23 protein-coding genes are annotated in these 25,779 nt (G+C 72.8%); 15 read left to right on the top strand and 8 right to left on the bottom strand.

What is annotated here, in order from left to right; translation table 11 throughout:
- Window positions 1-220 precede the first annotated feature (220 nt).
- The 8 genes from AC07AW_RS24880 (at window position 221) to AC07AW_RS24915 (ending at window position 9,991) form a co-directional block, all read left to right on the top strand.
- A complete protein-coding gene (locus AC07AW_RS24880; RefSeq protein ID WP_478817645.1) occupies window positions 221-997 on the top strand; it encodes a DUF3152 domain-containing protein in 777 nt (258 codons plus the stop codon).
- 118 nt (window positions 998-1,115) lie between these two features.
- Window positions 1,116-1,967, top strand: a complete 852-nt coding sequence (locus AC07AW_RS24885) for a tryptophan 2,3-dioxygenase family protein (RefSeq protein ID WP_478817646.1) — start codon at window positions 1,116-1,118, stop codon at window positions 1,965-1,967.
- Window positions 1,960-3,189: a kynureninase gene (kynU, locus tag AC07AW_RS24890; protein WP_478817647.1), complete on the top strand. Its 1,230-nt coding sequence runs from the start codon at window positions 1,960-1,962 to the stop codon at window positions 3,187-3,189. Before AC07AW_RS24885 ends, kynU begins: the two co-directional genes overlap by 8 nt.
- A 105-nt stretch (window positions 3,190-3,294) precedes the next feature.
- Window positions 3,295-4,164, top strand: a complete 870-nt coding sequence (locus AC07AW_RS24895; protein ID WP_478817648.1) for an alpha/beta hydrolase — start codon at window positions 3,295-3,297, stop codon at window positions 4,162-4,164.
- A gap of 98 nt (window positions 4,165-4,262) precedes the next feature.
- Window positions 4,263-6,503, top strand: a complete 2,241-nt coding sequence (locus AC07AW_RS24900) for an FG-GAP-like repeat-containing protein (RefSeq protein ID WP_478817649.1) — start codon at window positions 4,263-4,265, stop codon at window positions 6,501-6,503.
- A gap of 76 nt (window positions 6,504-6,579) precedes the next feature.
- Window positions 6,580-7,902 carry a sensor histidine kinase gene (locus tag AC07AW_RS24905; protein ID WP_478817650.1) on the top strand — a complete coding sequence of 441 codons (1,323 nt, stop codon included), beginning with the start codon at window positions 6,580-6,582 and terminating at the stop codon, window positions 7,900-7,902.
- On the top strand, window positions 7,899-8,561 hold the full coding sequence (locus AC07AW_RS24910; RefSeq protein ID WP_478817651.1) for a response regulator: 663 nt from the start codon (window positions 7,899-7,901) through the stop codon (window positions 8,559-8,561). The genes AC07AW_RS24905 and AC07AW_RS24910 overlap by 4 nt, the downstream gene beginning before the upstream one ends.
- Window positions 8,562-8,794: 233 nt before the next feature.
- Window positions 8,795-9,991, top strand: coding sequence for a cytochrome P450 (locus tag AC07AW_RS24915; protein WP_478817652.1), 1,197 nt, complete (start codon window positions 8,795-8,797; stop codon window positions 9,989-9,991).
- A gap of 14 nt (window positions 9,992-10,005) precedes the next feature.
- On the opposite strand, the gene AC07AW_RS24920 is transcribed toward AC07AW_RS24915, so the two are convergent.
- Window positions 10,006-10,863, bottom strand: coding sequence for an alpha/beta fold hydrolase (locus AC07AW_RS24920; RefSeq protein WP_478817653.1), 858 nt, complete (start codon window positions 10,861-10,863; stop codon window positions 10,006-10,008).
- Between the two features lie 142 nt (window positions 10,864-11,005).
- Here AC07AW_RS24920 and AC07AW_RS24925 point away from each other — a divergent pair, with 142 nt between their 5' ends.
- Window positions 11,006-11,458 carry a MarR family winged helix-turn-helix transcriptional regulator gene (locus AC07AW_RS24925; protein WP_478817654.1) on the top strand — a complete coding sequence of 151 codons (453 nt, stop codon included), beginning with the start codon at window positions 11,006-11,008 and terminating at the stop codon, window positions 11,456-11,458.
- 38 nt (window positions 11,459-11,496) lie between these two features.
- Here AC07AW_RS24925 and AC07AW_RS24930 read toward each other — a convergent pair whose 3' ends face one another.
- Together AC07AW_RS24930 and AC07AW_RS24935 are read right to left on the bottom strand one after the other, a co-directional pair.
- Window positions 11,497-13,101, bottom strand: a complete 1,605-nt coding sequence (locus AC07AW_RS24930; RefSeq protein ID WP_478817655.1) for an ABC transporter permease — start codon at window positions 13,099-13,101, stop codon at window positions 11,497-11,499.
- Entirely contained in the window at window positions 13,098-13,994 is an 897-nt protein-coding gene (locus tag AC07AW_RS24935) for an ABC transporter ATP-binding protein (protein WP_478817656.1), read from the bottom strand. Before AC07AW_RS24935 ends, AC07AW_RS24930 begins: the two co-directional genes overlap by 4 nt.
- Before the next feature lie 75 nt (window positions 13,995-14,069).
- On the opposite strand from AC07AW_RS24935, the gene AC07AW_RS24940 reads away from it, so the two are divergent.
- On the top strand, window positions 14,070-14,576 hold the full coding sequence (locus tag AC07AW_RS24940) for a GbsR/MarR family transcriptional regulator (protein ID WP_478817657.1): 507 nt from the start codon (window positions 14,070-14,072) through the stop codon (window positions 14,574-14,576).
- On the opposite strand, the gene AC07AW_RS24945 is transcribed toward AC07AW_RS24940, so the two are convergent.
- A complete protein-coding gene (locus tag AC07AW_RS24945; protein WP_478817658.1) occupies window positions 14,564-15,889 on the bottom strand; it encodes a hypothetical protein in 1,326 nt (441 codons plus the stop codon). The two genes, AC07AW_RS24940 and AC07AW_RS24945, sit on opposite strands and share 13 nt — an antisense overlap.
- 41 nt (window positions 15,890-15,930) lie before the next feature.
- A complete protein-coding gene (locus tag AC07AW_RS24950) occupies window positions 15,931-16,755 on the bottom strand; it encodes a diacylglycerol kinase (RefSeq protein ID WP_478817659.1) in 825 nt (274 codons plus the stop codon).
- Window positions 16,756-16,865: 110 nt separating this feature from the next.
- Between AC07AW_RS24950 and AC07AW_RS24955 the strand changes: the two genes are divergently transcribed.
- Entirely contained in the window at window positions 16,866-18,149 is a 1,284-nt protein-coding gene (locus AC07AW_RS24955) for an adenylosuccinate synthase (RefSeq protein WP_478817660.1), read from the top strand.
- Window positions 18,150-18,250: 101 nt separating this feature from the next.
- Here the strand turns inward: AC07AW_RS24955 and AC07AW_RS24960 are convergent, their stop codons facing one another.
- Entirely contained in the window at window positions 18,251-19,081 is an 831-nt protein-coding gene (locus AC07AW_RS24960; protein ID WP_478817661.1) for an oxidoreductase, read from the bottom strand.
- Between the two features lie 104 nt (window positions 19,082-19,185).
- Between AC07AW_RS24960 and AC07AW_RS24965 the strand changes: the two genes are divergently transcribed.
- The 3 genes from AC07AW_RS24965 (at window position 19,186) to AC07AW_RS24975 (ending at window position 21,172) form a co-directional block, all read left to right on the top strand.
- A complete protein-coding gene (locus AC07AW_RS24965) occupies window positions 19,186-20,085 on the top strand; it encodes a LysR family transcriptional regulator (RefSeq protein WP_478817662.1) in 900 nt (299 codons plus the stop codon).
- Between the two features lie 74 nt (window positions 20,086-20,159).
- A complete protein-coding gene (locus AC07AW_RS24970) occupies window positions 20,160-20,834 on the top strand; it encodes a DUF6232 family protein (RefSeq protein ID WP_478817663.1) in 675 nt (224 codons plus the stop codon).
- A complete protein-coding gene (locus AC07AW_RS24975) occupies window positions 20,834-21,172 on the top strand; it encodes a hypothetical protein (protein WP_478817664.1) in 339 nt (112 codons plus the stop codon). The genes AC07AW_RS24970 and AC07AW_RS24975 overlap by 1 nt, the downstream gene beginning before the upstream one ends.
- A gap of 15 nt (window positions 21,173-21,187) precedes the next feature.
- On the opposite strand, the gene AC07AW_RS24980 is transcribed toward AC07AW_RS24975, so the two are convergent.
- Both AC07AW_RS24980 and AC07AW_RS24985 read right to left on the bottom strand, forming a co-directional pair.
- A complete protein-coding gene (locus AC07AW_RS24980; protein ID WP_478817665.1) occupies window positions 21,188-23,038 on the bottom strand; it encodes a serine/threonine-protein kinase in 1,851 nt (616 codons plus the stop codon).
- A gap of 34 nt (window positions 23,039-23,072) precedes the next feature.
- Window positions 23,073-24,599, bottom strand: coding sequence for a substrate-binding domain-containing protein (locus AC07AW_RS24985; RefSeq protein ID WP_478817666.1), 1,527 nt, complete (start codon window positions 24,597-24,599; stop codon window positions 23,073-23,075).
- Between the two features lie 170 nt (window positions 24,600-24,769).
- Between AC07AW_RS24985 and AC07AW_RS24990 the strand changes: the two genes are divergently transcribed.
- Window positions 24,770-25,711, top strand: a complete 942-nt coding sequence (locus AC07AW_RS24990; RefSeq protein WP_478817667.1) for an NADP-dependent oxidoreductase — start codon at window positions 24,770-24,772, stop codon at window positions 25,709-25,711.
- Window positions 25,712-25,779 lie beyond the last annotated feature (68 nt).

The raw sequence follows: 25,779 nt of genomic DNA on the forward strand, positions 1-25,779 counted from the left end.
GCTTCTGTGAACGCCCTCACGGCACACCTCACGCGAACGCCCTTTCTCCCCCACGGGAGAAAGGGCGTTCGAGTCGAGCGGGTACGATCCCCGGAACCGCAGGACTTGAGGGGGGAACTCTGTCGTGGGGAAACGTGCCTTACCCGCCGGAAGGCGGGGAAAGAGGAAACAGCGCAGGTCCAGGTCCCGGTCCGGCTTCGTCCTGCCGACCCTGGTCCTGATGACGGTCTCGCTCGGTGCCGGCGCCGCCCTCGCGCACTACCAGGGCAAGGCCGGAAACGGGGCGGCGGCGGCCCCCAGGGCGGTGGAACCGACGACGGTCACGCCGAGCCCACGGGCCACGACGGCGAAGCCGACGCCGAAACCGAAGCCGACGCCCAAGAAGACGCCGAAGCCGACCCCCACGCCCACCAGGAAGAAGACCACCGTCCCGCAGTCCGGTGCCGGGACCTTCACCACCGCGCGGGCCTCCGGGACGCCCGTCGGCCACACCGGCACGCTGCGCCGCTACCGCGTCCAGGTCGAGGACGGAATCGACCTGTCGGCACGCGAGACGGCCGCCGAGATCCAGCAGATCCTGGGGCATCCGCGCAGCTGGGCCGCGCACGGCCGGGGCCGCTTCCAGCTGGTCTCGGAGAACGCCGACTTCGTCATCCGGATCGCCACCCCGGACACCGCCGACGCGCTCTGCCTGCGGCAGGGGCTCCGCACCCACGGCGAGCTGAACTGCGAGACCGCCGACGGCGTCGTCGTGAACCTCAAGCGGTGGATGCTCGGCTCGCCGACCTTCACCGGCCCGGCCACGGAGTACCGGCACCTGATCATCAACCACGAGGTCGGGCACGAGATCGGCATCCGCACCCACATGGGCTGCCCGGGTCCGGGCAGGCTCGCACCCGCGATGATGCAGCAGATCAAAGGCCTCGACGGCTGCCGATCGAACGCTTTTCCGTATGACGAAGACGGGAGCTACATCACGGGCCCGATCGTGTCATGATGCGCTTGGGACGTGCGCGAAGGAGCGCGCCTCCCGAGGGGACCGGAGCTCCCGTGGCGCGCGGATCGACCACGGTGGAGCGGACCGCTACCCGGTAGCCCGTATCGAGGAGACAGAAATGTCCACCTTCCCCGATGCCTCCGGAGCCGGCTCGGTCGTCGACGACCCGAACCTCGACTTCGCGGGCACGACGCCGTACGAGGACTACGTCCAGGCGGACGTCCTCACTCACCTCCAGCACCTCCGCTCGGACGACCCCGGCGAGATGGTCTTCCTGGTCACCACCCAGGTCATGGAGCTGTGGTTCACGGTGATCGTCCACGAGTGGGAGACCGCGAGCCGCGCCCTGCGCGAGGACCGCGTCCCCGTCGCGATGGACGCGCTCAAGCGCTCCGTGCGCGAGCTGGAGGCCCTCAACCACTCCTGGCGTCCGCTCGCCCAGCTCACCCCCGGCCAGTTCAACGCCTACCGGGCGGCGCTCGGCGAGGGCTCCGGCTTCCAGTCGGCGATGTACCGGCGGATGGAGTTCCTGCTCGGCGAGAAGTCCGCGTCCATGCTCGTCCCGCACCGGGGCGCGCCCCGCGTCCACGCCGAGCTGGAGAAGGCGCTCCAGGAGCCGAGCCTGTACGACGAGGTCCTCGGGCTCCTCGCCCGCCGCGGCCTGCCCGTGCCGGCGTCGGTCCTCGGCCGCGACCTGGCGCAGCGGTACGAGCCCTCGCCCGAGGTCGAGGCGATCTGGGCCGGGATCTACGCGGACGCCGACCAGAACACCGAGCTCGTCCGGCTCGGCGAGGCCCTGAGCGACGTCGCCGAACTGGTCTGGCGCTGGCGCAACGACCACCTGGTGGCGACCCGGCGCGCGATGGGCGCGAAGACCGGCACCGGTGGCTCCGCGGGCGTGGCCTGGCTGGAGAAGCGGGCCCAGAAGAACGTGTTCCCCGAGCTCTGGACGGCCCGCAGCCATGTCTGAGACGTACGAGGAGAGGGCCGCGCGACCCGACGCGGCCGACGGCCTCCGCAAGCGGGCCCTGGAGCTCGACGCGGCCGACGCACTGGCCGGGCACCGCGCGAAGTTCGCCCTCGACGAGGGGACCGTCTACCTCGACGGCAACTCGCTGGGCGCGCTGCCCGCGCACGTCCCGGCCCGCATGGCCGACGTCATCACCCGCGAGTGGGGCGAGCTGCGCATCCGCTCCTGGGACGAGTCCGGCTGGTGGACCGCGCCCGAGCGGATCGGCGACCGGATCGCCCCGATCGTCGGCGCCGCCCCGGGGCAGATCGTCGTCGGCGACTCGACGAGCGTGAACGTCTTCAAGGCGGTCGTCGCCGCGGCCCGGATGAACGGTGACGACCGGAACGAGATCCTCGTCGACGCGACGACCTTTCCCACGGACGGGTACATCGCGCAGTCCGCGGCGCGGATGACGGGTCACGCGATCGTGCCCTGCGACCCGGCCGACATGGCGGCCGCGGCGGGCGACCGCACGGCCCTCGCGCTCGTCAACCACGTCGACTACCGCACGGGCCGGCTCCAGGACCTGCCCGGCATCACCGCCGCGCTGCACGCGGCGGGCGCGCTCGCCGTCTGGGACCTGTGCCACAGCGCGGGCGCGCTGCCCGTCGGCCTGGACGCGCACGGCGTCGACCTGGCCGTCGGCTGCACCTACAAGTACCTGAACGGCGGCCCCGGTTCGCCCGCGTACCTGTACGTCGCCGAGCGCCACCAGGCCGGCTTCGACTCGCCGCTGCCCGGCTGGAACTCGCACGCGGACCCGTTCGGCATGACCCCCGGCTACGAGGCGGCGGACGGCGCGCTCCGGGGCCGGGTCGGCACGCCCGACATCCTCTCCATGCTGGCCCTCGAAGCGGCGCTCGACGTCTGGGACGAGGTCGCGATCGAGGACGTCCGGGCCAAGTCCCTCGCCCTGACGGACTTCTTCCTGGAGTGCGTCGAGGCGTACGTCCCCGAGGGCCGCGTCACCTCCGTGACCCCCGGGGCGGGCGCCGAGCGCGGCAGCCAGGTGGCGCTGCGCTGCGCGGACGCGCCGGCCGTCATGACCGAGCTGATCAAGCGCGGGGTCGTCGGGGATCTGCGCCGTCCGGACATCCTGCGGTTCGGCTTCACGCCGCTGTACGTGGGCTTCGCGGACGCGGAGCGGGCGGCCCGGATCCTCGGGGAGGTCCTTCGGTAGGCCTGATCATCGTCGGATGATCGCCTGATCTGCGGGGGTTCCGGTGCTGGTACCGTCCCCGCAGGTCAGGCCAATTCGGCCGCGTACCCGAGAGGTTGGAACAGCATGCCGGACCCCGCCGCACGCGATGCCGCCGAAGAGGCGTCGGCCTTCTCGCACCCGGCCGTCGCCCCGGACGCCACCGCCGCGTACGGCGACCACCCGGACCAGGTGGTCGACTTCTACGCCCCGCGTGACGGGCGCACCCGGGCCCCGCTCGTCGTCGCCCTGCACGGCGGCGCCTGGCGGGCACCGTACGACCGGCAGCATCTGACCCCGTTCGTGGACTTCCTGGCCCGCCGGGGCTTCGCCGTGGCGAGCGTCGAGTACCGGCGCGGCCCCGGCCTCCCCCACCAGGGCGGCACGGCCCCGGTGGCGGGGCGCTGGCCGGAGACCTTCGACGACGTGGCGGCGGCGCTCGACGCCCTGCCGGAGCTGGCCGCGGCGCACCTGCCGCAGGCCGACCCGCGGCGGACCGTCCTCACCGGCCACTCGGCGGGCGGCCACCTCGCCCTGTGGGCCGCCGCCCGGCACGTCCTGCCCGCGGACGCGCCCTGGCGCCTGCCGTCTCCGCCGGAGCTGCGCGGGGTCGTCGCCCTGGCCCCGATCGCCCACTTCGGGCGGGCGGTGGAGCTCGGGGTGTGCGGCGGCGCGGTCACGGAACTGCTCGGCAGCGAGGCGCGGTACGAGGAGCGCGCGGCGGCCACGGACCCGTCCGTCCTCCTCCCGACCGGCATCGCCACGACCCTCGTCCAGGGCCGCGAGGACATCGTCGTCCCGTACGCCGTGGCCGAGGCGTACGCGGAGGCGGCGGCGAAGGCGGGCGAGGAGGTCGGCCTGACGCTCCTGGAGGGCATCGGCCACTTCCCGCTGATCGACCCGGCGGCGGACGCCTGCGCGGTGGTGGCGGAGGAGATCGCCCAGCTGGCCTGGTGAACCGGAATTCCCGGGTCACCCGTACAACCCTTCGAGCCGATCACGAGTCTCATCGGGCACGGCACTCCCGTGTCCGATCTTCTTCGTGGGGGTTCACCTTGCAGTTCCGCACCACCGGCACCCGCCTCGCCTCGGCCGTCACGGCCGTCCTCGCCGTCACGGCGCTGGGCGCGGGCACCCTGGCCACGGCGCCGACCGCCTTCGCGGCGACCCCGGCCACTACGGCCTCGGCCGAGCAGGCCGCCGAGGCCCTTCCTGTCTTCCCCGAGGGCTCCGACTTCGCGGGCGTCGGCACCACAGGTTTCCTCAGCTCCTCCTACGACGCGTCCTACACGAGGATCCTGCTCTGGACGCCGTACGACGGTGGGGCCCCGACCAAGATCCAGGAGCCCGAGGGCGGCGGCGTCTTCATGGCCGGCAGCGACGTCGTGGTCATCGGCGACGCGAGCTGGAACCTCGAGATGCGTTCCCTCACCCTGCGGAACATGGCCGACCCGTCCGCCCCGGCCGTGTCCATCGACCTCGGTGCGCTGGACGGCACCTACGTGACCACGCTGAGCCCGACGAGCGTGCTCGCGCAGATCACGAAGGCGGACGGCACGACGGAACTGCACGTCGTGACCAAGGACGGCACCACGACGACCACCCGCAAGATCGCGGGTCTGCCGGCGGACGCCGCCGAGTTCGTCGGGTCGACGGCTCACGACGGTTCCGTCCTCGTGGGGTACTCGACGGGTCCGGAGAACGCGCGGACCGGCGGCCGGGCCCTGGTCGACATCGCGGCCGGGACGGTGACCGAGACCTACGCCTCCGCCGAGTCCGGGTACGACTTCGCGAGCCTGATGTTCTCCGGTTCCCACGTGGCCTGGCTCGACTACGACAGCACCAGCGGGCTGTACATCACCTCCGTCGACCGCAAGACGGGCGACAGGAAGAAGACCGTCCTGGGCGTCCGCGACGGTGAGTGGTACTACGAGCTCGTCGGCGACCGGTTGGTGTACGGCAACCCCTCGAAGCCCGCCCAGGCCGTCTCCCTGACCGGCGGCGAGACCCTCGCCCTCGGCGTCACGGCGTCCGACGCGTCCTCGGCCGACGGCAGCGCCATCCTGCGCGGCAGCCGGGCCGCCGACGGTGACGGGCTGTTCCGTGTCGCGCCCGCGGCCGACGGCACCCTCACGGTCACCAAGGTGGCGGAGACGGGCACGCCGGTGACCGAGCCCCCGGTGACCGAGCCGGCGCTGGCGATCCAGGAGGTCCACGTCCCCGACACGGTGGACCTCGACAAGTCCGGCGGCAAGGTGACCCTCGGCTGGACGCTGTCGCGGGCCGACGCCTATATGGACGTCACGGTCTCGAACACGGCCACTGGCAAGGAGTTCAAGACGCACCTGAGCGCGCCCACGAGCGGCACCCTGTTCTCCTTCGACTGGGACGGCACCATCGACGGGGTGGACGCGCCGAACGGCACGTACGCCATCGAGGCCGAGGCGACGCTGCCCGAGGGTTCTGGCTGGTCCGTCTACCAGGGCTGGCTCATGAACGTCGTCCGCGCCGCCAACCCGCACGACTACACCAACAACGGCTCCACCGACGTCCTCGCCCGGGACGCCTCCGGCGTGCTGTGGCGCGACGACCTGGTGGACCGGCCGGTGAACGGCCAGGTGACCACGGCGATGCGGACGAAGATCGGCGCCGGCTGGGGGATCTACAAGCAGATCGAGGCCGTCGGCAACGTCGGCGGCGGCGCCGTCGGCGACCTCGTCGCGGTCGACGCCGCGGGCGACCAGTGGCTCTACCTCGGCAAGGGCGACGGCACGTTCGCCACCCGGGTGAAGGTCGGCACGGGCTGGCAGATCTACAACAAGATCACCGGCGGTTCGGACCTCGACGGCGACGGCCGTGCCGACCTGGTGGCCACGGACAGCGCCGGCGTCCTGTGGTTCTACAAGGGCACGGGCAGCTACACGAAGCCGTTCGCGGCCCGGGTGAAGGTCGGCGGCGGCTGGCAGGTCTACAACCACCTCACCGCCGTCGGCAACATCGCCGGTTCGGCGGCGGGGGACATGGTCGCCCGCGACACCTCCGGTGTCCTGTGGCTGTACCAGGGCAACGGCGCGGGCGGCTTCGCTCCCCGCGTGAAGATCGGCGCCGGCTGGGGTGCGTTCTCCCAGCTCGTCGGCGCGGGTGACCTCGACAACGACGGTCGCCCGGACCTGATCGCGTACGGGGCGGGCGGCACCTACGTCTACCGCTCGACGGGCTCCGTCACCGCCCCCTTCAGCCGCCAGACGACGTCGCTGTACGCGGGCGAGGGCTCGAAGTTCAACAGCGTCCTGTAGGGGAGCGCTAGTCCTCAAGGGGGACCCGGAAGGATCCGCATCCAGCGGGACGACCGGGTCCCCCGCCGCCCGTACGGTGGTTCGCGTGACCGAGACGCAGATCCCCGAGACGAGCCGCAGCCCCGAGTTCCGCCTGGTGCAGGTGGCGCTCGGCGGCCTGCGCCAGGAACTCTTCCACAACGCCTTCGCCTACCGGCCGCTGCCGCGCATGGACGTGAACAGCGGGCCCGCGCGCCGCCTGCCGAAGCGGATACGCGTCTACGCGGGCCTCCTTCCGCACGCGATCGTCGCCTTCTGCGCCTTCGTCGTCTTCATGATCGGGTACGACCGCGTCAACGACAGCTTCGGACCTGCGGCGTTCGTGTTCGCCTGGGTGTCGCCCGCGATCGTGCTGGCCACGCTGATCCGGCCGGTCTTCGCCTTCTGGGCCTCCCTCGCCTCGACGCCCTTCCTGGCGTTCCTCGGCGGCTACTGGGGCGGCTGGCCCTGGACGGAGAACGCCTTCGCGGCCCACCTGGTGGTCCTCGTCGTCGTCGCCGCCCGCACCGGGCCCCGTACCGCCGGGTGGATGTGGGTCGGGACGGCGGGCTACGCCTTCTTCGCCGAGATGTTCCTCGGCGTGGGGCGCGGTTCCGACTCGGTGCCGATGCTGTTCGTCGCGGCCCTCGCCCTGCTCGCCGTCACCGTCGTCCAGGTCCGCCGCCAGGCGCGCCGCGATGTCACCGCGCAGGAGACCGTCACCCTCCAGGAGATCTCCAAGCGGACGGTCCTGGAGGAGCGGACGACCATCGCCCGGGAGCTGCACGACGTCGTCGCCCACCACATGTCGGTGGTCGCCATCCAGGCGGAGGCCGCGCCGTACCGGGTGGAGAACCCGCCGCCGGAGCTGGAGCAGGCCTTCCGCACCATCCGGGAGAACGCCGTCGCCGCGCTGACCGAACTGCGCCGCATCCTCGGGGTCGTCCGGGCCGAGGACTACGAGGCCCCCGACGCCCCGCAGCCGACCCTCGACGACCTCGACGCGCTCGTCGCCAACGTCCGCGAGGCCGGGCTCGACGTCGAGAAGACCGTGACCGGCGCGGTGCGCGAGCTGCCGCAGGGCGTCGAGCTCTCCGCGTACCGCATCGTCCAGGAAGCCCTGTCGAACGTCCTGCGGCACGCCCCGGGCGCCGCCGCGAAGGTCGAGGTCAGCTACGTCCTCGGCGGCCTCGGCCTGCGCGTCGCCAACGGCCCGGCCCGCGGCCTCGTCAAGCCCTCGCCGGGCGCCGGCCACGGCATCACCGGCATGCGGGAGCGTGTGACGATGCTGGGCGGGGAGATGACGGCGGAGGCGACCGAGGACGGTGGCTACGAGGTGACCGCCTTCGTCCCCGTGAGCCGTGAGGAGCAGCAGGCGTGATCCGCGTACTGATCGTCGACGACCAGATGATGGTCCGCGAGGGTTTCTCGGTGCTGCTCGGGGCGATGCCGGACATCGAGGTCGTCGGCGAGGCGGTGAACGGCCGGGAGGCGATCGCGCAGGTCGCCGCCCTCCACCCCGACGTGGTCCTCATGGACATCCGGATGCCCGAGCTGAACGGCATCGAGGCCACCCGGGAGATCGTCGCCGCCGACGCGGACGCGAAGGTGCTGGTCCTGACGACCTTCGACCTCGACGAGTACGTGTACCAGGCACTGCGCGCCGGGGCCTCGGGCTTCCTCCTCAAGGACGCCTCGGCCCGGCAGCTGGCGGAGGGCGTGCGGGTCGTCGCGGCCGGCGAGGCGCTGCTCGCGCCGACGGTCACGAAGCGGCTGATCACCGAGTTCGCGAAGGCCCCGGGGAGCTCTCCGCGCCCGCCGGCGATGGCGCGGATCGGGGAGCTGACCGAGCGGGAGACGGAGGTCCTGGTCCTCATCGCCCAGGGCCTGTCGAACGCCGAGATCGCCGACCACCTCGTCGTCGCCGAGTCGACGATCAAGACCCACGTCAGCCGCATCCTGGTGAAACTGGGCCTCCGCGACCGCACCCAGGCGGCGGTCTTCGCGTACGAGGCCGGCCTGGTCCGCGTCGGCGGCTGAGCCCCGTTCGTGGCGGGGCCGGTCCGAGGCGGCGGTTGAGCCCCGTTCGTGGCGGGGCCGGTCCGAGGCGGAGGCTGGGCCTCGTTCGTGGCGGGGCGGGTTCGTGGCGGCGGCTGAGCCCCGTTCGTGGCGGGGCCGGTCCGCGTCGGCGGCTGAGCCCCTTCCGCAGCGGGGCCCGTACGCGTCGGCGGCTGAGCCGGGCCGCGGTCGGGCGCGGGGGGTAGCGTCCGGGCATGGACGCTGTTGACGCTGTGTACGACCCCTGGTCGGCCGAGTTCGTCGCCGACCCCTATCCCGCCTACGCCCAACTCCGCGCCGCCGGCCGTGCCCACTGGCACGGTCCCACCCGCCAGTGGCTCATCCCGCACTACGAGGACGTGTCCGCGCTGCTGCGGGACCGGCGGCTCGGCCGGACGTACACCCATCGCTTCACGCACGAGGAGTTCGGGCGGGCGGCGCCGGACGCCGCGTACGAGCCGTTCCACACGCTCAACGACCACGGGCTGCTCGATCTGGAGGCGGCCGACCACTCCCGGATCCGGCGGCTGGTCTCCAAGGCGTTCACGCCGAGGACGGTGGAGAACCTGGCGCCGACCGTGCGGAGCCTCGCCGCCGGTCTTGTGGGGGACCTGGTGGCGAACGGCGGCGGCGATCTGCTGTCGACGGTCGCCGAGCCGCTGCCCGTCGCGGTGATCGCCGAGATGCTCGGCGTCCCGGCGGAGGACGAGGAACGGGCGCGGCTGCGGCCCTGGTCGGCGGCGATCTGCGGGATGTTCGAGCTGAACCCCTCGGAGGAGACGGCCCGGCGCGCGGTCCAGGCCTCCGTCGAGTTCTCGGACTACCTGCGGGAGCTGATCGCGCGGCGGCGGAAGAGTCCGGGGGAGGACCTGATCTCGTCCCTGATCGCGGTGGAGGAGCTGACGGAACAGGAGATGATCTCCACCTGCGTCCTTCTCCTCAACGCGGGCCACGAGGCCACCGTGAACACCACGGTCAACGGCTGGTGGACGCTCCTCAGGCAGGGCGTACGTCTCGATCCCGAAAAGTTGTCCACAGCTGTGGAAGAACTTCTGCGCTACGACACCCCGCTCCAGATGTTCGAGCGGTGGGTCCTCGACGACATCGAACTCGGTGGCGTCACCATCCCGCGCGGCTCCGAGGTCGCCCTCCTCTTCGGCTCCGCCAACCGCGACCCCGCCCGCTTCGGCCCCGCCGCCGACGTCCTCGACCTCGAACGGGCCGACAACCCGCACATCACCTTCGGCGCCGGCATCCACTACTGCCTCGGCGCCCCGCTCGCCCGCCTCGAACTGACCGCCGTCTTCGGAGAGTTGCTGCGACAGGCGCCGGGCATGAGGCTCGCCGCGGAGCCCGTGTGGAAACCCGGTTACGTCATCCGGGGCTTCGAGGAGCTGCTCGTGGAGCTGTGACCCGGCCCTTCGGCTCAGCATGCCTCCGCCAGGACCTGGCGGAGGCGGGCCGCGTAGGCCTCCGGGTGGCTGGTGTTGCCGTTGTGGCCGCCGGGGAACTCGACGAGTTCATGGCCGACGAGCTCGGCCAGGGAGGTCGCGCACTGGTAGTCGAAGACGGTGCGCGGGGTGGTGCGGCCGGCGGCGGGGACTATGCGGGTGCCGGTGTCCGTCAGCGCGGTGGTGTCGAGCGTGTCGTGGACGATCGCGCTGAAGTCGTGGCGGATGAAGTGGTCGAAGTTGGCGATGCGCTGAGCGTTCATCGGCTGGGGCGTCAGGTCCGGCTCGGCATCGGCGTTGGCGGGGTCGATGCCCAGGGTCCGGGCGATCTCCGGCAGCACGGCGCCGAGACCTCCCTGGCCGTACAGCTCCTGGAGGGCGGTGAGCTCCCGCTCGTGGTGGGTGCGCTCCCCGTCGGGCAGCAGGCGCGGGGCGACGGGCTCGTGGGCGACGAGTGTGTGGATGAGCCCGGGGTGGCGCACGGCCGCGTGCAGTCCGATGACCGCGCCCAGGCTGCAGCCGAGCATGGCGGCGGGCCCGTCGGCGAGGGCGGCGAGGAGGTGGTGGACGTCGTCGGCGTGGTCCGTCAGCGTGGCCCCCCGCTCCGGGGCGTCGAGCCGGCTGCGGGAGAGGCCGCGGCGGTCGTAGGTGATCACACGGTAGGAGTCGGTGAGCCGGGCGACGAGGTCGGTGCTGCGGTCGGCGTCGCCCTCCCCGCTCTGCGAGATCAGCAGCGTCGGGCCGGTGCCCCGGACCTGGTAGTGCAGGACCGCCCCCGGGACGTCCAGCGTGCCGACGGTCGTGATCGTGGCCTCGGTCGTGATCGCGGTCATGATTCTCCCCCTCGTGTGCGGCGGGCCTCTCGCCCTCCGTCCTCCTCACCAACGTTATTCCATCCAACTCGATACATCAACCCCGATGTATCAATCACGATGCATCAGGGGGGATGAATCCAGTTCGATGTATGTTGACGGGGTGAATGGAGCCGAACTGTTCCTCCTGGGCCGCCTCCTGATGAAGATCGGCGAGGACGCGCTGCCCGAACCTCCCGGTGGCGAGGGCCGGTACGCCGGCAGCGCCCGGCTGGTGCTGATCGTCGCCGGCGACATCGCCGCCCACCCCGACAGCGCCGTCGGTGAGATCGCCGCCCGGACCGGTCTGCCGCAGAGCCAGGTGTCCACCGCCGTGGCCCGGCTGAAGGAGGCCGGATCGGTGCGCGCCGTGCCGGACCCCGCCGACCGGCGCCGTGTGCTCGTGCGCCCGGCCGCCGAGGCGTCCGAGCGCGTGGCGGAGGTGCGGGCCACCCGGATCGAAGGCGCGCTCGCCGCGGCGCTGGGGTCCGACGACCCGCAGCGCCTGAGTGAGGTCACCCAGGCGCTGGAGGTACTGGCTCGCACGCTCATGCCGGCCTCACCGGCCCGCTCCTGACGAGCCGACGGGCGTGAGGCGGTCGGCGTAAAGGAGCCTCAGCCCGTCGCCACGTCCCGCCGCCGCAGCCCCGCGAGCCCCGCCGCCGTCAGGGCCGCGGCCAGGGCTGTGAGGGTCAGGGCCGGGGCCCAGGCCATCTCCGGTCCCGGCAGCTTCGGCAGGTGGCCGAAGGGGGAGAGGTCGAGGACGGCCTGCGGCAGGCCGAGTGCCGGGCCGATCCAGCCGAGGGCCAGGCAGAGTCCGGCCACGCCCCACGCGGCGGTCGCGGCCTTCGGGGCGGCGCCCCAGAGCAGGACCGCGAGCCCGGCGAGCGTCCAGACGGCCGGGAGCTGGACGAGCGCGGCGCCCAGGATCGGGCCGAGGTCGTGCCCGTACGAGAGGGCGAGGCCGAGTCCGGCGAGGGCCAGGATCAGGGCGGAGCCGGCGAAGGCGATCATCAGGTGTCCGGCGGCCCAGCGGAGGCGTCCGAGGGCTCCGGCGAGGAGCGGTTCGGCCCGGCCCGAGGTCTCTTCGCCGCCCGGTCGCAGCACGGACCCGACCGCGTACAGCGCCGCGAGCATCCCGAAGAGGGAGACCATGGTGGCGAGGAACGCGTCGGTCAGCGCGCTCTGGCCGCCCATCCGCTCGAAGATCTCCCGGGCCCGTTCGTTGTCGCCGACGATGCCGGCCGCGCCCTCGACCATCCCGCCGAAGACGAGCCCGCCGAGCAGGAAGCCGAGCGACCAGCCGAGGAGCGTGCCGCGCTGGAGCCGCCACGCGAGCGCCCCCGCCGACGCGAGCCGCCCCTCCGCCGGGCCCGGGCGGGTCGCGAGGAAGCTCGCGCCGACGTCCCGGCGGGCGGTGAGGCCGTAGGCGAGCAACGTCTGCACGACGACCGCGCCCGCGATCAGGAGCAGCACCCACCAGCGCTCACCGGCGAAGGCGCGGACGTGTTCGGCCCAGCCGATCGGCGAGATCCAGGTGAGGACGGAGCCGCCGTCGGCGCTCCCGGCGTCCCCCGCGGCCCGCAGGACGAACGCAAGACCCAGGACGGCGGCCGACAGGCCCTTCGCGAGCCGGGCGCTCTCCGTGAACTGGGCGGCGAGCGCGGCCGTCGTCGCGAAGAGCATGCCGGTGCCGCCGACCGCCAGGCCGAGCGCGAGCGCCCCGGCCGCGCCCTGTCCTGCGAGGCCGGCGGTGATGACGAGGGCGATGGCGGCATTCATCACGAGCGCGGCGAGGAGCGCCGCCGTCAGCGGGGCCCGGCGCCCCACCGCCCCGGCGGACAGCATCTCCTGACGGCCCGTCTCCTCCTCCTCGCGGGTGTGCCGGACGACCACGATCAGGCTGGCGACGGCGGCGAGGACCGCGCCGAAGGTTCCGAAGCGCCAGGCGACGAGTCCGCCGAGGGAGTCGCCGAAGACCGGCCCGTACATCGCGCGCATCGACGAGTTGGCGGTCATCGAGGCGGCCACCTCGGCGCGCTCGGCGGCCGTGCCGTACAGGCCCTCCAGGGAGCCGGCGCCGCTCGCGACCATGCCGCCGGTGACGAGCGCCCAGACGGGGAGCATCAGCCGGTCGTGGCGCAGTGCGAGCCGGGTGAGGGCGCGGGTGCCGGTGAAGCCGCCGGTCCGGGGGAGTGGTCCCGTGCCGACGAGGCTCATGAGGGCACCTCGTCCGTGTAGTGCCGGAGGAAGAGCTCCTCCAGGGTGGGCGGGGTGGAGGTCAGGCTCCGTACGCCCGAGGCGGTCAGGGAGCGGAGGACGGCGTCGATCTTGTCGGTGTCGACCTGGAACGACACGCGGTCGCCCCGCAGGTCGAAGCCGTGGACGCCGGGGAGGTGGGCGAGGCCGTTGGGCGGTCCGGCGAGTTCGGCGGTGACGCTGGTACGGGTCAGGTGCCGCAGCTCCGCGAGCGAACCCGACTCGACGGTCCGGCCCTTGCGGACGATGCTGATCCGGTCGCAGAGCGCCTCGACCTCGCTGAGGATGTGCGAGGAGAGGAGCACCGTCCGGCCCTGCCGGCGGGCCTCCTCCACACAGTCCTGGAACACCTCCTCCATCAGCGGGTCGAGGCCGCTGGTCGGTTCGTCGAGGACGAGCAGGTCGACGTCGGCGGCGAAGGCGGCGACCAGGGCGACCTTCTGCCGGTTGCCCTTGGAGTAGGTGCGGCCCTTCTTGGTGGGGTCGAGCTCGAAGCGGTCGATGAGCTCGGCGCGCCGGGCCTTGTCGAGGCCGCCGCCGCGCAGTCGTCCGTACAGGTCGATGACCTCGCCGCCCGAGAGGTTGCGCCAGAGGGTCACGTCGCCGGGGACGTACGCGATGCGGCGGTGCAGCTCGACGGCGTCCCGCCAGGGGTCGCGGCCGAGGAGCTGCGTGGCGCCGGAGTCGGCGCGGAGGAGGCCCAGGAGGACCCGGATGGTGGTGGACTTCCCGGCGCCGTTGGGGCCGAGGAATCCGTGGACCTCGCCGGACTCGACCGTGAGGTCGAGGCCGTCGAGCGCGTGGGTGCGCCCGAAGGACTTGTGGAGTCCGACGACGCTGATTGCCTTCGTCATGCTTCAGAACGTACGCTCATTTCACAAACTTGTGAAGTTAAGGAAGAGCATGAATCCGCGCTTAGAGTGGGGAACATGACGACGCCCAAGGACACGACCGGGGAAGAGGCGGTCTCCCGCTTCGTCGAGCGCTTCGCCGCCGAGATGACCGCCGCGGGCATGCAGCGCATGGCGAGCCGCGTCTTCGCCGCGCTCCTCGCCTCCGAGACGGCCTCCATGACCTCGGCCGAGCTGGCCGAACAGCTGCGGATCAGCCCGGCCGCCGTCTCCGGCGCGATCCGCTACCTCTCCCAGGTCAGCATGGTCAGCCGCGAGCGCGACCCCGGCACCCGCCGTGAGCGGTACGTCCTCCACAACGAGCTCTGGTACGAGACCTTCACCCGCCGCGACCAGACCCTCACCCGCTGGGAGAAGGTCCTCGACGAGGGCGCCGCGACCCTCGGGACGGACACCGTGGCGGGCCGCCGCATCGCGGAGACGGCCGAGTTCTTCGCCTTCCTGCACGGCGAGATGGCCGGGATCATGGACCGCTGGCGCGCCCACAAGGACGCGCAGGCGGCCGAGGCCCCTCAGGGGGCCTGAGTCTCCAGCGGCGGAGCGAGCCGGCCCAGGAGCGCGCTGAACTCCGGCCGCTCGTCCGCCTCCCAGTACGGCCCCGCCGGCCACACCGGGCGGTCCCCGATCCAGGGCACGACGAACGGCATGCGCCCGTCCGCGGCGACTTCCCGCCAGCCGTGCAGCCCGGTGGTGCCGACGGGCAGGGTCGGCAGCCCGCGGCGCGGTTCCTTCGGCGGACCGGGCGGAATCAGCGGGAGGACCCCTTCGGGCACGGCGTCCCCGCTGCCGTACATCGGGAAGAGCACCAGGACGGGCGTGCCGCCCTGGGGGTCGTACAGCAGCACGTACCGCCGCTTGATGTGTATGGGGCCGGTCGCGGCCCGGGCCAGTAGCCGCGCGTAGGGCCTGCCGGAGGTCAGCAGCCGGTAGCCGGAGTACACGAGGGCGCCCAGGACCAGCGCGCCCACGGCGTACAGCTTCACCGCGTCCTCCTTCGGCGGCCCGGTCAGCGCGACCGCACCGACGGCCGCGCAGAACGCGAGCGCGACCAGCACCCGGTGCACCCCGGCGGCCCGCCGCAGGCTCCGCACCCGCCACCAGGCCACCTCGCGCACGTCCGCCTCCGGGCGGGGCGTCCGGCCCCGCAGCCCCAGGGGCGTGGCCTGCCGCTGGGCGTGCTCGGCGAGCACCGCGTACGTCGGCCCGGACGCCGGCAGCGCCTTGTCGAGCCGTACGGGATCGCCGTCCACCGTGACCGGAACGGGCACCGGCTCCTGCGGCTGGCTCGGGGCCGTCCGGCGCAGCAGGCCCTCCGCCTCGGCGCCGGCGACGATCTGTCGGCGTACCCGGCTGCCCCGCAGCGGCTTCACCCAGACCAGTTCCCCGCCTCCGGGCGGCGCGACGACCCCGCCCACGCGCGGGTCGCCGCACCACCACAGCACGCCGTCCCGGCCCGGCCGCACCAGCTCGTACCGCTGCCGGGTCGCGATCACGGTCATCGGCCACGCCTCGCCGCCGTCCGCGGCGCGCAGCACGAGGGTCGTCGCGTGCAGGCTCCGGGCGGCCGAAACGGCGGGGTGCGCCGACCAGACACCCGCGCCGAGGGTCCGCCGCATCCGCCGCGCGTTGACATTCGAGCCGATCCCGAAGCCCAGCATCAGGATCCCGGGCGCGAGCAGCCAGGAGGCCGCGTCGGAGGCCCACGTGTCCGCGACCGCCACCCCGACGCCGCCGGCGAGGACGAGCGTCACCACCCCCATGACGACCAGCCGGCCGGCTCTTCGCCGGTACCGCTCCATCGCCCGCGCCGTCTCCTCGACATCAAGCGCACACGTCATCGCACGTCCCCACCCATGAGTACTTGTCCCCGCCCGAGACGTTATGCGGCCTCCACCGGCAATGTCAGCCCCCACGCCCCCGCCCGGACCGTCCACGTCCGACGCCGCACCGGCCCCGTCAGCCGCCCGTCCGCGCGGTAGCGGAAGTCCGGGCCCGAGACCGTGACCGTACCGGCGGTCGCGCGCCGCGTGGGCGCCGAGGCCGGGTGGACGGTCACTTCGGCCGTGCCGCCGACGGGCCGGACCGTCAGGCCCTCCAGCGGCGCGTCGACGTCGGCGAGCAGCACCCCGTCCGCCTCCACCCGCAGCCGGGCCACGGGCGCGGGCGCCGGCCGGACCAGCGTGCGGACGAGGGAGCGGCAGGTGCCCCAGACGGACGGCGCCGCGGCGACGGCGACGGGCACGCCCGGGACCATCAGGTCGCCGAGGACGACGCCGTCGCTGTCGTCGACGAGCAGGTCGAGGCGGCGTACGGCCCCGTGCAGGGCCACCCGGGCCGCCGCGGGCGTGGAGCGCGGCACGCCGAGCGCGTGGGCCACTTCCAGGGCGTCCGGGGGGCCGATCGGGACGAGCGAGAGGGCCCCCTCGGCGAGCTCCCGCTCGCGGTGCAGCAGGGCGACCGTGCGGAGCAGCGCGCGGTCGTCGCCGAGCACGACGGGGCGCCGGGAGCCGCGCCGGGCCAGGGCCCGGGAGAATTCCTCGGGACTGTCCGGCAGGCAGATCTTCGCCTCTGCGCCCGCGGACAGGACATCTTTCGCGATCCGTACGGACTCGCCGTCACTTCGGCGGGCGACCGGGTCGACGATGACCAGCAGCTGGTCGTGATCCGACACCTCGGTCCTTCCTCGGGTAGCATCTTTGTGCAAGAGCCCCTTGCGCTATTGCGCCAGGGGCTTCGTCTATTCCGGGGCACACCGGTGAGGCGGCGTACGCCCCCTGACCTTGGACATGCCCCACCCGGAAGGGGTGTACGCCTGTGCCCGCACTTGTGCTGCTCGGTGCTCAGTGGGGTGACGAGGGCAAGGGAAAGGCCACCGACCTGCTCGGTGGATCCGTGGACTACGTGGTGCGTTACCAGGGCGGCAACAATGCCGGCCACACGGTCGTCGTCGGCGACCAGAAGTACGCGCTGCACCTCCTCCCTTCCGGAATCCTCTCCCCGGGGTGCACCCCGGTGATCGGAAACGGTGTCGTCGTCGACCCGGCGGTCCTGCTCTCCGAGCTGAGCGGGCTGAACGAGCGCGGCGTCGACACGTCGAAGCTCCTGATCAGCGGCAACGCCCACCTGATCACCCCGTACAACGTCACCCTCGACAAGGTGACGGAACGGTTCCTCGGCAAGCGCAAGATCGGCACCACGGGCCGCGGCATCGGCCCGACCTACGCCGACAAGATCAACCGCGTCGGCATCCGGGTCCAGGACCTGTACGACGAGTCGATCCTGGAGCAGAAGGTCGAGGCGGCGCTGGAGGGCAAGAACCAGCTCCTCGCCAAGCTGTACAACCGCCGCGCGATCGACGCCGCGCAGATCGTCGAGGAGATGCTCCAGTACGCGGAGCAGATCAAGCCGTTCGTCGCGGACACCACCCTGATCCTCAACAACGCGCTGGACGAGGACAAGGTCGTGCTCTTCGAGGGCGGCCAGGGAACCCTGCTCGACGTCGACCACGGCACGTACCCCTTCGTCACCTCCTCGAACCCGACCGCGGGCGGCGCCTGCACGGGTGCGGGCGTGGGCCCGACGAAGATCTCCCGTGTCATCGGCATCCTCAAGGCGTACACGACCCGCGTCGGCGCCGGCCCGTTCCCGACGGAGCTGTTCGACGCGGACGGCGAGGCGCTGCGCCGCATCGGTGGCGAGCGCGGTGTCACCACCGGCCGTGACCGCCGCTGCGGCTGGTTCGACGCGGTCATCGCGCGGTACGCGACCCGGGTCAACGGCCTGACGGACTTCTTCCTCACCAAGCTCGACGTGCTGACGGGCTGGGAGCAGATCCCGGTCTGTGTCGCGTACGAGATCGACGGCAAGCGCGTCGAGGAGCTGCCGTACTCGCAGACCGACTTCCACCACGCGAAGCCGATCTACGAGATGCTGCCGGGCTGGTCCGAGGACATCACGAAGGCGAAGACCTTCGCGGACCTGCCGAAGAACGCGCAGGCGTACGTGAAGGCGCTTGAGGAGATGTCGGGCGCCCCGATCTCCGCGATCGGCGTCGGCCCCGGCCGCACGGAGACGATCGAGATCAACTCCTTCCTGTAGGCGTGTAGGCGTGTAGGCGTGTGGGCCTGTAGGCCTCCAGGCGTGCCGAAAGGGCCCGCACCCCGGTTGCGACCGGGGTGCGGGCCCTTCCGTGTGTCCGCTCAGGCGTCGTACCTGGTGTCCCGGCCCACCTTGTCCCAGGCGTTCAGGTCCGCCCGGACCTGGTCCAGGTGGGCCAGGATCGTGTCGATCGAGTCGTCGCCGAGGGCGAGGCGGAGCGGGGTCTCGTCGGCGTTGAGCGCGGCGAGAACGGCCGCCGCCGCCTTCGCCGGGTCGCCGGCCTGCCCGCCGTCGCCGCCCTCCACGTACGCGCGCGTGGCGCCGACGGTGTCGGCGTAGTCGGCGATGCCGTCCGTGCTGAGGCTGCCGTTGCCGAAGAGACTGGTGCGGAAGGCGCCGGGCTCGACGACGAGGACCTTGATGCCGAGTGGCCCGACCTCGGCGGCGAGCGCCTCCGACAGGCCCTCCAGGGCGAACTTGGTCGCGCTGTACGCCCCGAAGCCGGCCATCGACATCTGGCCGCCGACGCTGCTGAGCTGCACGATCGCGCCGGAGCGGCGGGCCCGCATGTGCGGCAGGACGGCGCGGGTGAGGGCGGCGGGGCCGAAGACGTGCACGTCGAAGAGGGAGCGGAGCTCTTCGTCGGAGGTCTCCTCGACCGAGCCGACATGGGTGCGGCCCGCGTTGTTGACGAGGACGTCGATGCGGCCGTGGCGCTCGACCAGTGCGGTGACGACCCGGTCGATCGCCGCGCCGTCGGTGACGTCCAGGGCGACCGGGTCGACCTGGTCGGGGTGGGCGGCGACCAGGTCGTCCAGGGTCTCGGTGCGGCGGGCCGCGGCGACGACGACGTCGCCGGCGGCGATCGCGGCCTCGGCGAAGGCGCGCCCGAATCCGCTGTTGGCTCCCGTGATCAGCCAGACCTTGCTCATGTGCGTGTTCCCCCTGCGTTTGCTGTCTCTGTCTCGCGCTGTCCCAACAAGCTTGGGACAGCGGGACGTTGTCCGTCCAAGATCCGCCGTGATAGCCACAGGGCATGGATGTGCACGGGCGGGATCTTCGGTACTTCCTCGCGGTCGCCGAGGAGCTCCACTTCACACGGGCCGCCGAGCGGCTGTACGTCTCGCAGCCCGCACTCAGCAAGCAGATCCGCGCCCTGGAGCGGCAGCTCGGCGCGCCCCTCTTCGACCGGGACCGGCAGGGCGTGGCCCTCACACCGGTCGGTACGGCCCTGCTGCCGCACGCGCGGGACGTGCTCGCCGCGTGGGAGGAGGGCCGGGAGGCGGTACGGCGGGCCAGGGCGGCCGCCGACGGCACGCTGGTCGTCGGCATGAGCACCAGCCCAGGCCGTGGCGGGCTGCTGCCCGCGATCCGGTCGCGGTTCACCGAGGCGCATCCGGAGGCCCGGCTCAGGCTGCGCCAGGTGGGCTGGGAGGACCCGACGGCGGGGCTCGCGGACGGCACCAGCGACGTGGCCTTCGTGTGGCTGCCGCTGGCCGGCGCGGAGCGTTTCCGCTGGGTCGTCGTCGCCGCCGAGCCCCGGCTCGTCGCCCTCCCCGAGGCCCATCCGCTGGCCGCCCGCGAGAGCCTCGACTTCTCCGAACTCCTCGACGAGCCGTTCCTCGCCCTCCCCGGCACCGGGCCCGAACTCCGCGACCACTGGCTGGCCGTGGAGGCGCGGGACGGCCGCCCGCCGGTCGTCGGCGCCGAGATCGCCAGCGCGGACGAGACGTACGAGGCGCTGGTCGACGGACTCGGCATCTGCCTGGTCGCCGCCGGGAACGCACCGCTCCTCACCCGCGGCGGCGTCGTCACCCGCCCGGTCCGGGGTGTCACCCCCAGCCGCTTCGCCCTCGCCTGGCGGGCGGCCGACGACCGCCCCCTGGTCCACGACTACGCCCGCGCGGCCTCCGAGATCGTTCCGCGCGAGGCCTGAACTCGCCTTGTGGGGCGCGTGGTTCGGCTGCGTAATGAGGGGCACGTCACAGCGGATCCATCTCGGGGGAACGCATGGGAACTCACGAAACGCCGCCGCCGAAGCCGACACGGCCGCCGAATCCGGCGTCGCCGCCGAGGCCGTGGAAGGAGCCGGAGCGGGCGCTCGCCGCCGAGGCGGCCGCGGCCGCCCTGCCGCCCAAGCAGGGTCTGGTCATCAGCAAGCGGCTGCTCTGGGTGCACGGAGGCGCCTATCCACTGGAGAACATCGTCCGCGTCCACACCTTCGTGCTCCGGCCCCGGCGCGGGGAGGCGTTCCTGCGGTTCCTCAAGCGGGGCGGGGCGACGCTGGCCCTCCTCATGCTGCTGTCCTTCATCTCGGACTCGTCGTCGAGTTCGTACGGTTCGTACGGTTCGAGCAGCAGCGACGCCGACGGCTTCTTCGGGATCGTCCAGGTCCTCCTCGTGGGCACGCTGATCTACTTCTTCGTCGAGATGGCCTCCGTGGTCTTCGCCGGGTCCCACGACGTCCTCGCCATCGAGACGAACGGACGTTCCACGGCCCTGGTGACGGGGAAGCGCACGTACCTGAAACAGCTCGTCCGCCAAATCGCCGAGGCGATCGACAAGCCGGACGCCGAGTTCCAGGCCTCGGTGGCGTCGCTGGCGATCACGAACTACGGCAACTACTTCTTCGGGGACGCCGTGAACATGTACGGCGGCAGCGGCAACACGGGGGTGGCGAAGTGATGGCCGGGGACAACTACTACGGCGACATCGTGAACATGCACCAGACCCACAACAGCGTCGGCATCGACAAGCGGACGACGGTCACCGGCGGCACCGGCGCCGAAGTGGAGCGGGCCGTCCAGGAGTTGCTGCCGCTGCTCCAGGAGCTGCGGGGCAGCCTGCGTCCGCTCGCGGCGCGGACCGTGGAGGCCGCGGAGCCGGAGATCGAGGGCTCCGCGGGCCCGGAGGCGCGGCGGGGCGCCCTGGAGCGGGTCGGCGGGATCCTGGAGTCCGTGGGTCCGGCCGGCGCGGCCGCGCTCGCCCTGGTCCACCAGATCCTGGGGCTCCTCGGCGGCTGAGCGGCACAAGGAGCCTCAGGACCGGTAGTACTCGTTCGGTTCGCCGTCGAGCATCGGGTAGGCGAGGAGCCGGTCCTTGCCGTTCAGCTTGTCGACGACCAGGAAGCGGGAGAGGCCCTCCTGGCATTCGCGGTCCCAGGCGGTCGTGTCCCGCATGCTGGGGCCGAGGACGAGCAGGTCCCCGGCGCCGCCGAGGACGGCCGTGGTGCCGCAGGACCAGTCCTCGGAGGTGTTCACGCCGTCGATGGTGCGGGGGTAGCCGTCGATGACGCTGATCACGGGTGCGCCGACCGGGCCCTGGGTGATCGTCACTTCCGAGGTGTAGCGGCTGTCGTCGGCGCCGTACATCTCCGGCGCGGGGATGCGCGACCAGTGGCCGAGGAAGCGGGCGGGGACGACCGCCGGTCCGCTCCGGGCCTTGCGGAAGGTGGCCTTCAGGGTGCCCGAGGTCCATTCCAGGACCTCGGGGGAGCGCAGGGTGAGGGTCTGCCGGGCGGCGGGGGCGCAGCCCTGGGCGGGGACGCTCGTGGTCACGACGGAGTCGCCGTAGACGACCTTGTCCTCGTCGGCCGAGACCAGCCGGGAGCGGCCCATGCACAGCCGGTTCTCGGCGACCTGGACGTAGATGCCGCTCTTGGAGCCCGCGGCGCCCTGGGTGATCTCGATCCGTGCGGTCTCCCGGGGGGACTCGGCCGAGCCCTGGAGGACGCCCTCCCAGGCGCCGAGGAAGGCGGCGGGGACGATCCCGGCGGGGCGGGTGCTAGTGCCCTTTCCGTTGCCGCCCGCGGTGGCACTGCTGCCGCCGGGCCAGTAGGTGTACGCGACGGTGCCGGCCGCCGCGACGACGAGGGCCGTGACGGCGGCGAGCAGAGCGGTACGGCCCCGGCGCCTGGGCGCGGCGGGTGTGGCGGGCTCGGTGTCGGCGGTCCGGGCCGCGCCGGTGGGCGGCGGGGGAGTGTGCTCGGCGAGAGCCGCACCCTCCGCCTCCAGGAGCTGCGCCGCGTGCCGGCCGAGGCGGGCCAGGACGTCCGCCGGGAGCCAGGGGTCGGCGACCGGGAGCGTCTCGACGATCTCGGTCGCCGTGGGCCGGGCCGCCGGGTCCTTGGCGAGGCAGGCGCGGATGAGTCCGGAGAGCTCGGGCGGGAGGTCCGTCAGGTCGGGCTCGTCGTGCGCGATGCGGAACATCGTGGCGTGGACGCCGCTGTCCGCCGTGCCGAAGGGGGCGCGGCCGGTCGCCGCGTACGCGAGCACGGACCCGAGGCAGAAGACGTCCGACGCGGGGGAGACCTGGTCGCCGCGGACCTGTTCGGGCGACATGAAGCCGGGGGAGCCGACGACGGCCCCGGTGGTGGTCAGGTTGCCGCCGTCGGAGACGTGGTCGACGGCGCGGGCGATGCCGAAGTCGATGATCCGCGGCCCGTCGACGGTCAGCAGCACGTTGGACGGCTTGAGGTCGCGGTGGACGAGCCCGGCGCCGTGGATGTGGTCGAGGGCGCGGGCGAGCCCGGAGGCGAGGGCCCGTACGGTCGCGGGCGGCAGCGGCCCGAACTCGTCGCCGACGACGGTCCGCAGCGAGGGACCCGGTACGTAGCCGATGGCGACCCACGGGGAGTCGGCGGTGGTGTCGGAGCCGAGGACGGGCGCGGTGCCGGTGCCGCCGACCCGTTCGAGGGCGGCGACCTCGCGGGCGAACCGGCGCCGGAACTCGTCCTGGGCGGCCAGTTCCGCGTGCACCACCTTGACCGCGACGGTCCGCCCGCCGGCCGAGCGCGCCAGGAACACCCGGCCCATCCCGCCGACCCCGAGGCGGCCGATCAGACGGAACGGGCCGACGCTGACCGGATCTTCCGCGTTCAATGACTCCACGTCGCCAGAGCATGCCAGACGAGGAGATCGGCGATCAGCCCTCTCCGCACACCGGAAGCCCCTTCGGGGTCGCGCAGGGCAGGTGCCCGTGCGCGCTGATGACGTCCTGGCCGCGCCCCGACCGGAGGTAGGTGAGGAAGCTGGATGTCAGGGAGTCGGCCGCGGGAACGCCCCAGGTGTAGGCGTACTCGATCTCCCGGTAGGGGTAGGGGGACGCGCCGATCTCGTCCACGACGGGCCGTCGCCCGTCGACGGCCACCCGGTGCAGGCCCTTCTGCCCGTCGGTCGCGCGGAGTTCGGCGTAGCCGAGGGCGCCGGGGAGTCTGGCGACCGTGGTGAGGACCTGCTCGGTGGAGTCGAGTTCGCAGCGGATGACCTTCGACTCGGGGTCGTCGGAGGTCTGGCAGTCCTGGGAGGAGTTGGCGGGCTCGTTGCGTTCGAGGACCCGGCGCTGGAAGACCTGCCGGGTCCCGGAGTTGGCGTCGCGGCTGACGAGGAGGACGGGCCGGTCGAGGCCGGGGACGAGCTCGCCCCAGTTGCGGATCTCGCCCCGGTAGACGCGCCGGATCTGGTCGAGGGTGAGGTCGTCGACGGGTGTCCCGTCGTTCACGACGAGAGTGAAGAGGGAGACGGCGACCCTGTTCTCCCGCAGCTCGGGGAAGCCGCCGGGCTTGCGCCCGTCGGAGAGGGCGATGACGGCGGCCTTCTTCGGTCCGGCCGCGGCCAGCTCCCGGATGCCGGCGGTGGAGCCGTGCACGTCGACGGTGACCGTGGAGCCCTCGCAGTCCTCCTCGTACCGCTTCGCCGCCTCCCGCAGGGCGGGCGCGAAGGCCGTCGAGCCGGTGACGGTGAGGGTGCCACGGGCGCAGCCGATGGGCGGCGGGGTCTGCTCGCGGACGATGATCGTGGCGAGGGCCATGACGCAGGCGGTGAGGACGACGGTGACGGTCCGGGAGGTCGGGCTGAACCTGGCGGGTTTCTCGTCGGGGGTGATGCTCCGGTTGCGCCGGATCGAGCCGCCCTGGAGGCTTCCGTCGATCTTGATGTCCCGGTCGGCGACACCGCCGGAGAGCTGGACGAGCAGCTTGAAGTACTGGCCGCGTTCGAGGGCCACCTTGGGGACGAGGACGGCGCTGCCGTCGCGGCCGAGCTTGGGGGAGCGCTCCAGGTCCTCCCGTACGGAGTCCCAGGCGGAGGGGATGGTGGCGACGACGCCCTGGACGGTCCGCTCGCCGAAGGTGATCTTCAGCCCGTGGGGGTCGGCGGAGGCGCCGTAGTCCTCGGAGCTGATGTCGAGCTCGCGGTCGTTCTCGATGCGGAGGAGGACGAGCGTGGAGCCGTTGGCGGGCGCGGCCATCCCCACGACCTGGCCCTCCCGCACCGTCGTGACCTCGCTGTCCTGGTTCTCCTCCCGGTGGAGCGGGGTGTTGAGCTGCACGCGGTAGCCGAGCCGCTTGCGCTGGGGCGAGAACCGGTCGATCCAGACGACGGCGAGCGTGACCAGGACACCGACGAGGGCCGTTCCCACGGCGATCACGTTCTCTGCGGTTATCCACTCCATGGCCGGGACGGTACGCACGCCTGTACGAGGGCGGGGGCGGTGTAGCGGGCCGCCACCTGGACTTCGCCGTTCGTTCAGACACCTCCCCGGGTGGGCGGACAGAGGTTGCTGGGCGGTGTGGAGCGTGGGTGTAATGGCGACGAGGGGGCCTTCCGTCTGAGGAGTACCCCATGCGCGTCGTCGAAGTGACCGCCTACGGCGGACCCGAGGTCCTCCGAATGGCCCGCCGGCCGAAGCCGGAGGCCGGGGCCGTCCCGGGCAAGGTACGGGTGGCCCTGAAGGCGGCCGGAGTGAACCAGGCCGACCTGCGGATCCGCGCGGGCCGGTACGCCGACGCGGTCGGCGATCTCAGGCCCCCGTTCGTCCTGGGGACGGACTTCGCGGGCAAGCTGCTCGATCCCGCGCCCGGGATGGCGGTCGGCACGCGGGTGGCCGGCTTCGTGCCCTGGTTCGAGATGCTGACGGGCGACGGCACGTACGCCGAGATCATCTGGGCCGACCCGGAGTGGCTGGCCCCGATCCCGGACGACGTGGAGTTCACGGTGGCCGCCTCCCTGCCGCTGGCCTCGGCCACCGCCCAGCAGGGCCTCGAACGGATTGGTCTCCCGGCGGGAGCGACACTTCTTGTGACCGGTGCGAGCGCGGTGGTGGGCCGTCTGGCGGTCCAGTACGCCCATGCCGCCGGACTGCGGGTGGTGGCCGTCGCCCACGAGGGTGACGAGCCCGAACTGCGGGTCATCGGCGCGGACCACGTCGTCCCGCGCGGCATCCCGGCGGACCTGGTCGCGAAGGTGCGCGCGGGCGACCCGGACGGGGTGGACGCGGTCTTCGACGGGGCCCTCGTCGGCGCCGAGCTGCTCCCGGTGGTCAAGGACGGCGGTGTGTTCGCCGCGCTGGCTCCCGACCGGGTGCCGGCCGCCGAGCGGGACATCCGCGTCGAGACCGTACGGGCCGTGCCGGACGCCCCCCGGCTCGCGGAGAGCCTGCAGAAGGTGGCGGACCGGGAGCTGATCACCCGGGTGGCCGACGTCATGCCCCTGGAGGAGGTCGCGGAGGCGCACCGCAGGGCGGAGGCGGGACACAGGCCGGGCCGGATCATCCTGATGATCTGAGGGTGATCCGGGTCACAGGGGCGGTGGCTGGACCTCAACTTTGGTTGAGGAAGAAAGATCTCTCTCAC

Source organism: Streptomyces sp. NPDC044003, from assembly GCF_056435185.1.

Bases quoted from the DNA above. Each gene is read 5' to 3' on its own strand.
- AC07AW_RS24985 (WP_478817666.1), bottom strand. From the start codon at position 24,599: ATGGAGTGGATAACCGCAGAGAACGTGATCGCCGTGGGAACGGCCCTC.
- AC07AW_RS24895 (WP_478817648.1), top strand. From the start codon at position 3,295: ATGCCGGACCCCGCCGCACGCGATGCCGCCGAAGAGGCGTCGGCCTTC.
- AC07AW_RS24965 (WP_478817662.1), top strand. From the start codon at position 19,186: ATGGATGTGCACGGGCGGGATCTTCGGTACTTCCTCGCGGTCGCCGAG.
- AC07AW_RS24940 (WP_478817657.1), top strand. From the start codon at position 14,070: ATGACGACGCCCAAGGACACGACCGGGGAAGAGGCGGTCTCCCGCTTC.
- AC07AW_RS24990 (WP_478817667.1), top strand. From the start codon at position 24,770: ATGCGCGTCGTCGAAGTGACCGCCTACGGCGGACCCGAGGTCCTCCGA.
- AC07AW_RS24915 (WP_478817652.1), top strand. From the start codon at position 8,795: ATGGACGCTGTTGACGCTGTGTACGACCCCTGGTCGGCCGAGTTCGTC.
- AC07AW_RS24945 (WP_478817658.1), bottom strand. From the start codon at position 15,889: ATGACGTGTGCGCTTGATGTCGAGGAGACGGCGCGGGCGATGGAGCGG.
- AC07AW_RS24970 (WP_478817663.1), top strand. From the start codon at position 20,160: ATGGGAACTCACGAAACGCCGCCGCCGAAGCCGACACGGCCGCCGAAT.
- AC07AW_RS24885 (WP_478817646.1), top strand. From the start codon at position 1,116: ATGTCCACCTTCCCCGATGCCTCCGGAGCCGGCTCGGTCGTCGACGAC.
- AC07AW_RS24935 (WP_478817656.1), bottom strand. From the start codon at position 13,994: ATGACGAAGGCAATCAGCGTCGTCGGACTCCACAAGTCCTTCGGGCGC.
- AC07AW_RS24920 (WP_478817653.1), bottom strand. From the start codon at position 10,863: ATGACCGCGATCACGACCGAGGCCACGATCACGACCGTCGGCACGCTG.
- AC07AW_RS24975 (WP_478817664.1), top strand. From the start codon at position 20,834: ATGGCCGGGGACAACTACTACGGCGACATCGTGAACATGCACCAGACC.
- kynU (WP_478817647.1), top strand. From the start codon at position 1,960: ATGTCTGAGACGTACGAGGAGAGGGCCGCGCGACCCGACGCGGCCGAC.
- AC07AW_RS24960 (WP_478817661.1), bottom strand. From the start codon at position 19,081: ATGAGCAAGGTCTGGCTGATCACGGGAGCCAACAGCGGATTCGGGCGC.
- AC07AW_RS24930 (WP_478817655.1), bottom strand. From the start codon at position 13,101: ATGAGCCTCGTCGGCACGGGACCACTCCCCCGGACCGGCGGCTTCACC.
- AC07AW_RS24880 (WP_478817645.1), top strand. From the start codon at position 221: ATGACGGTCTCGCTCGGTGCCGGCGCCGCCCTCGCGCACTACCAGGGC.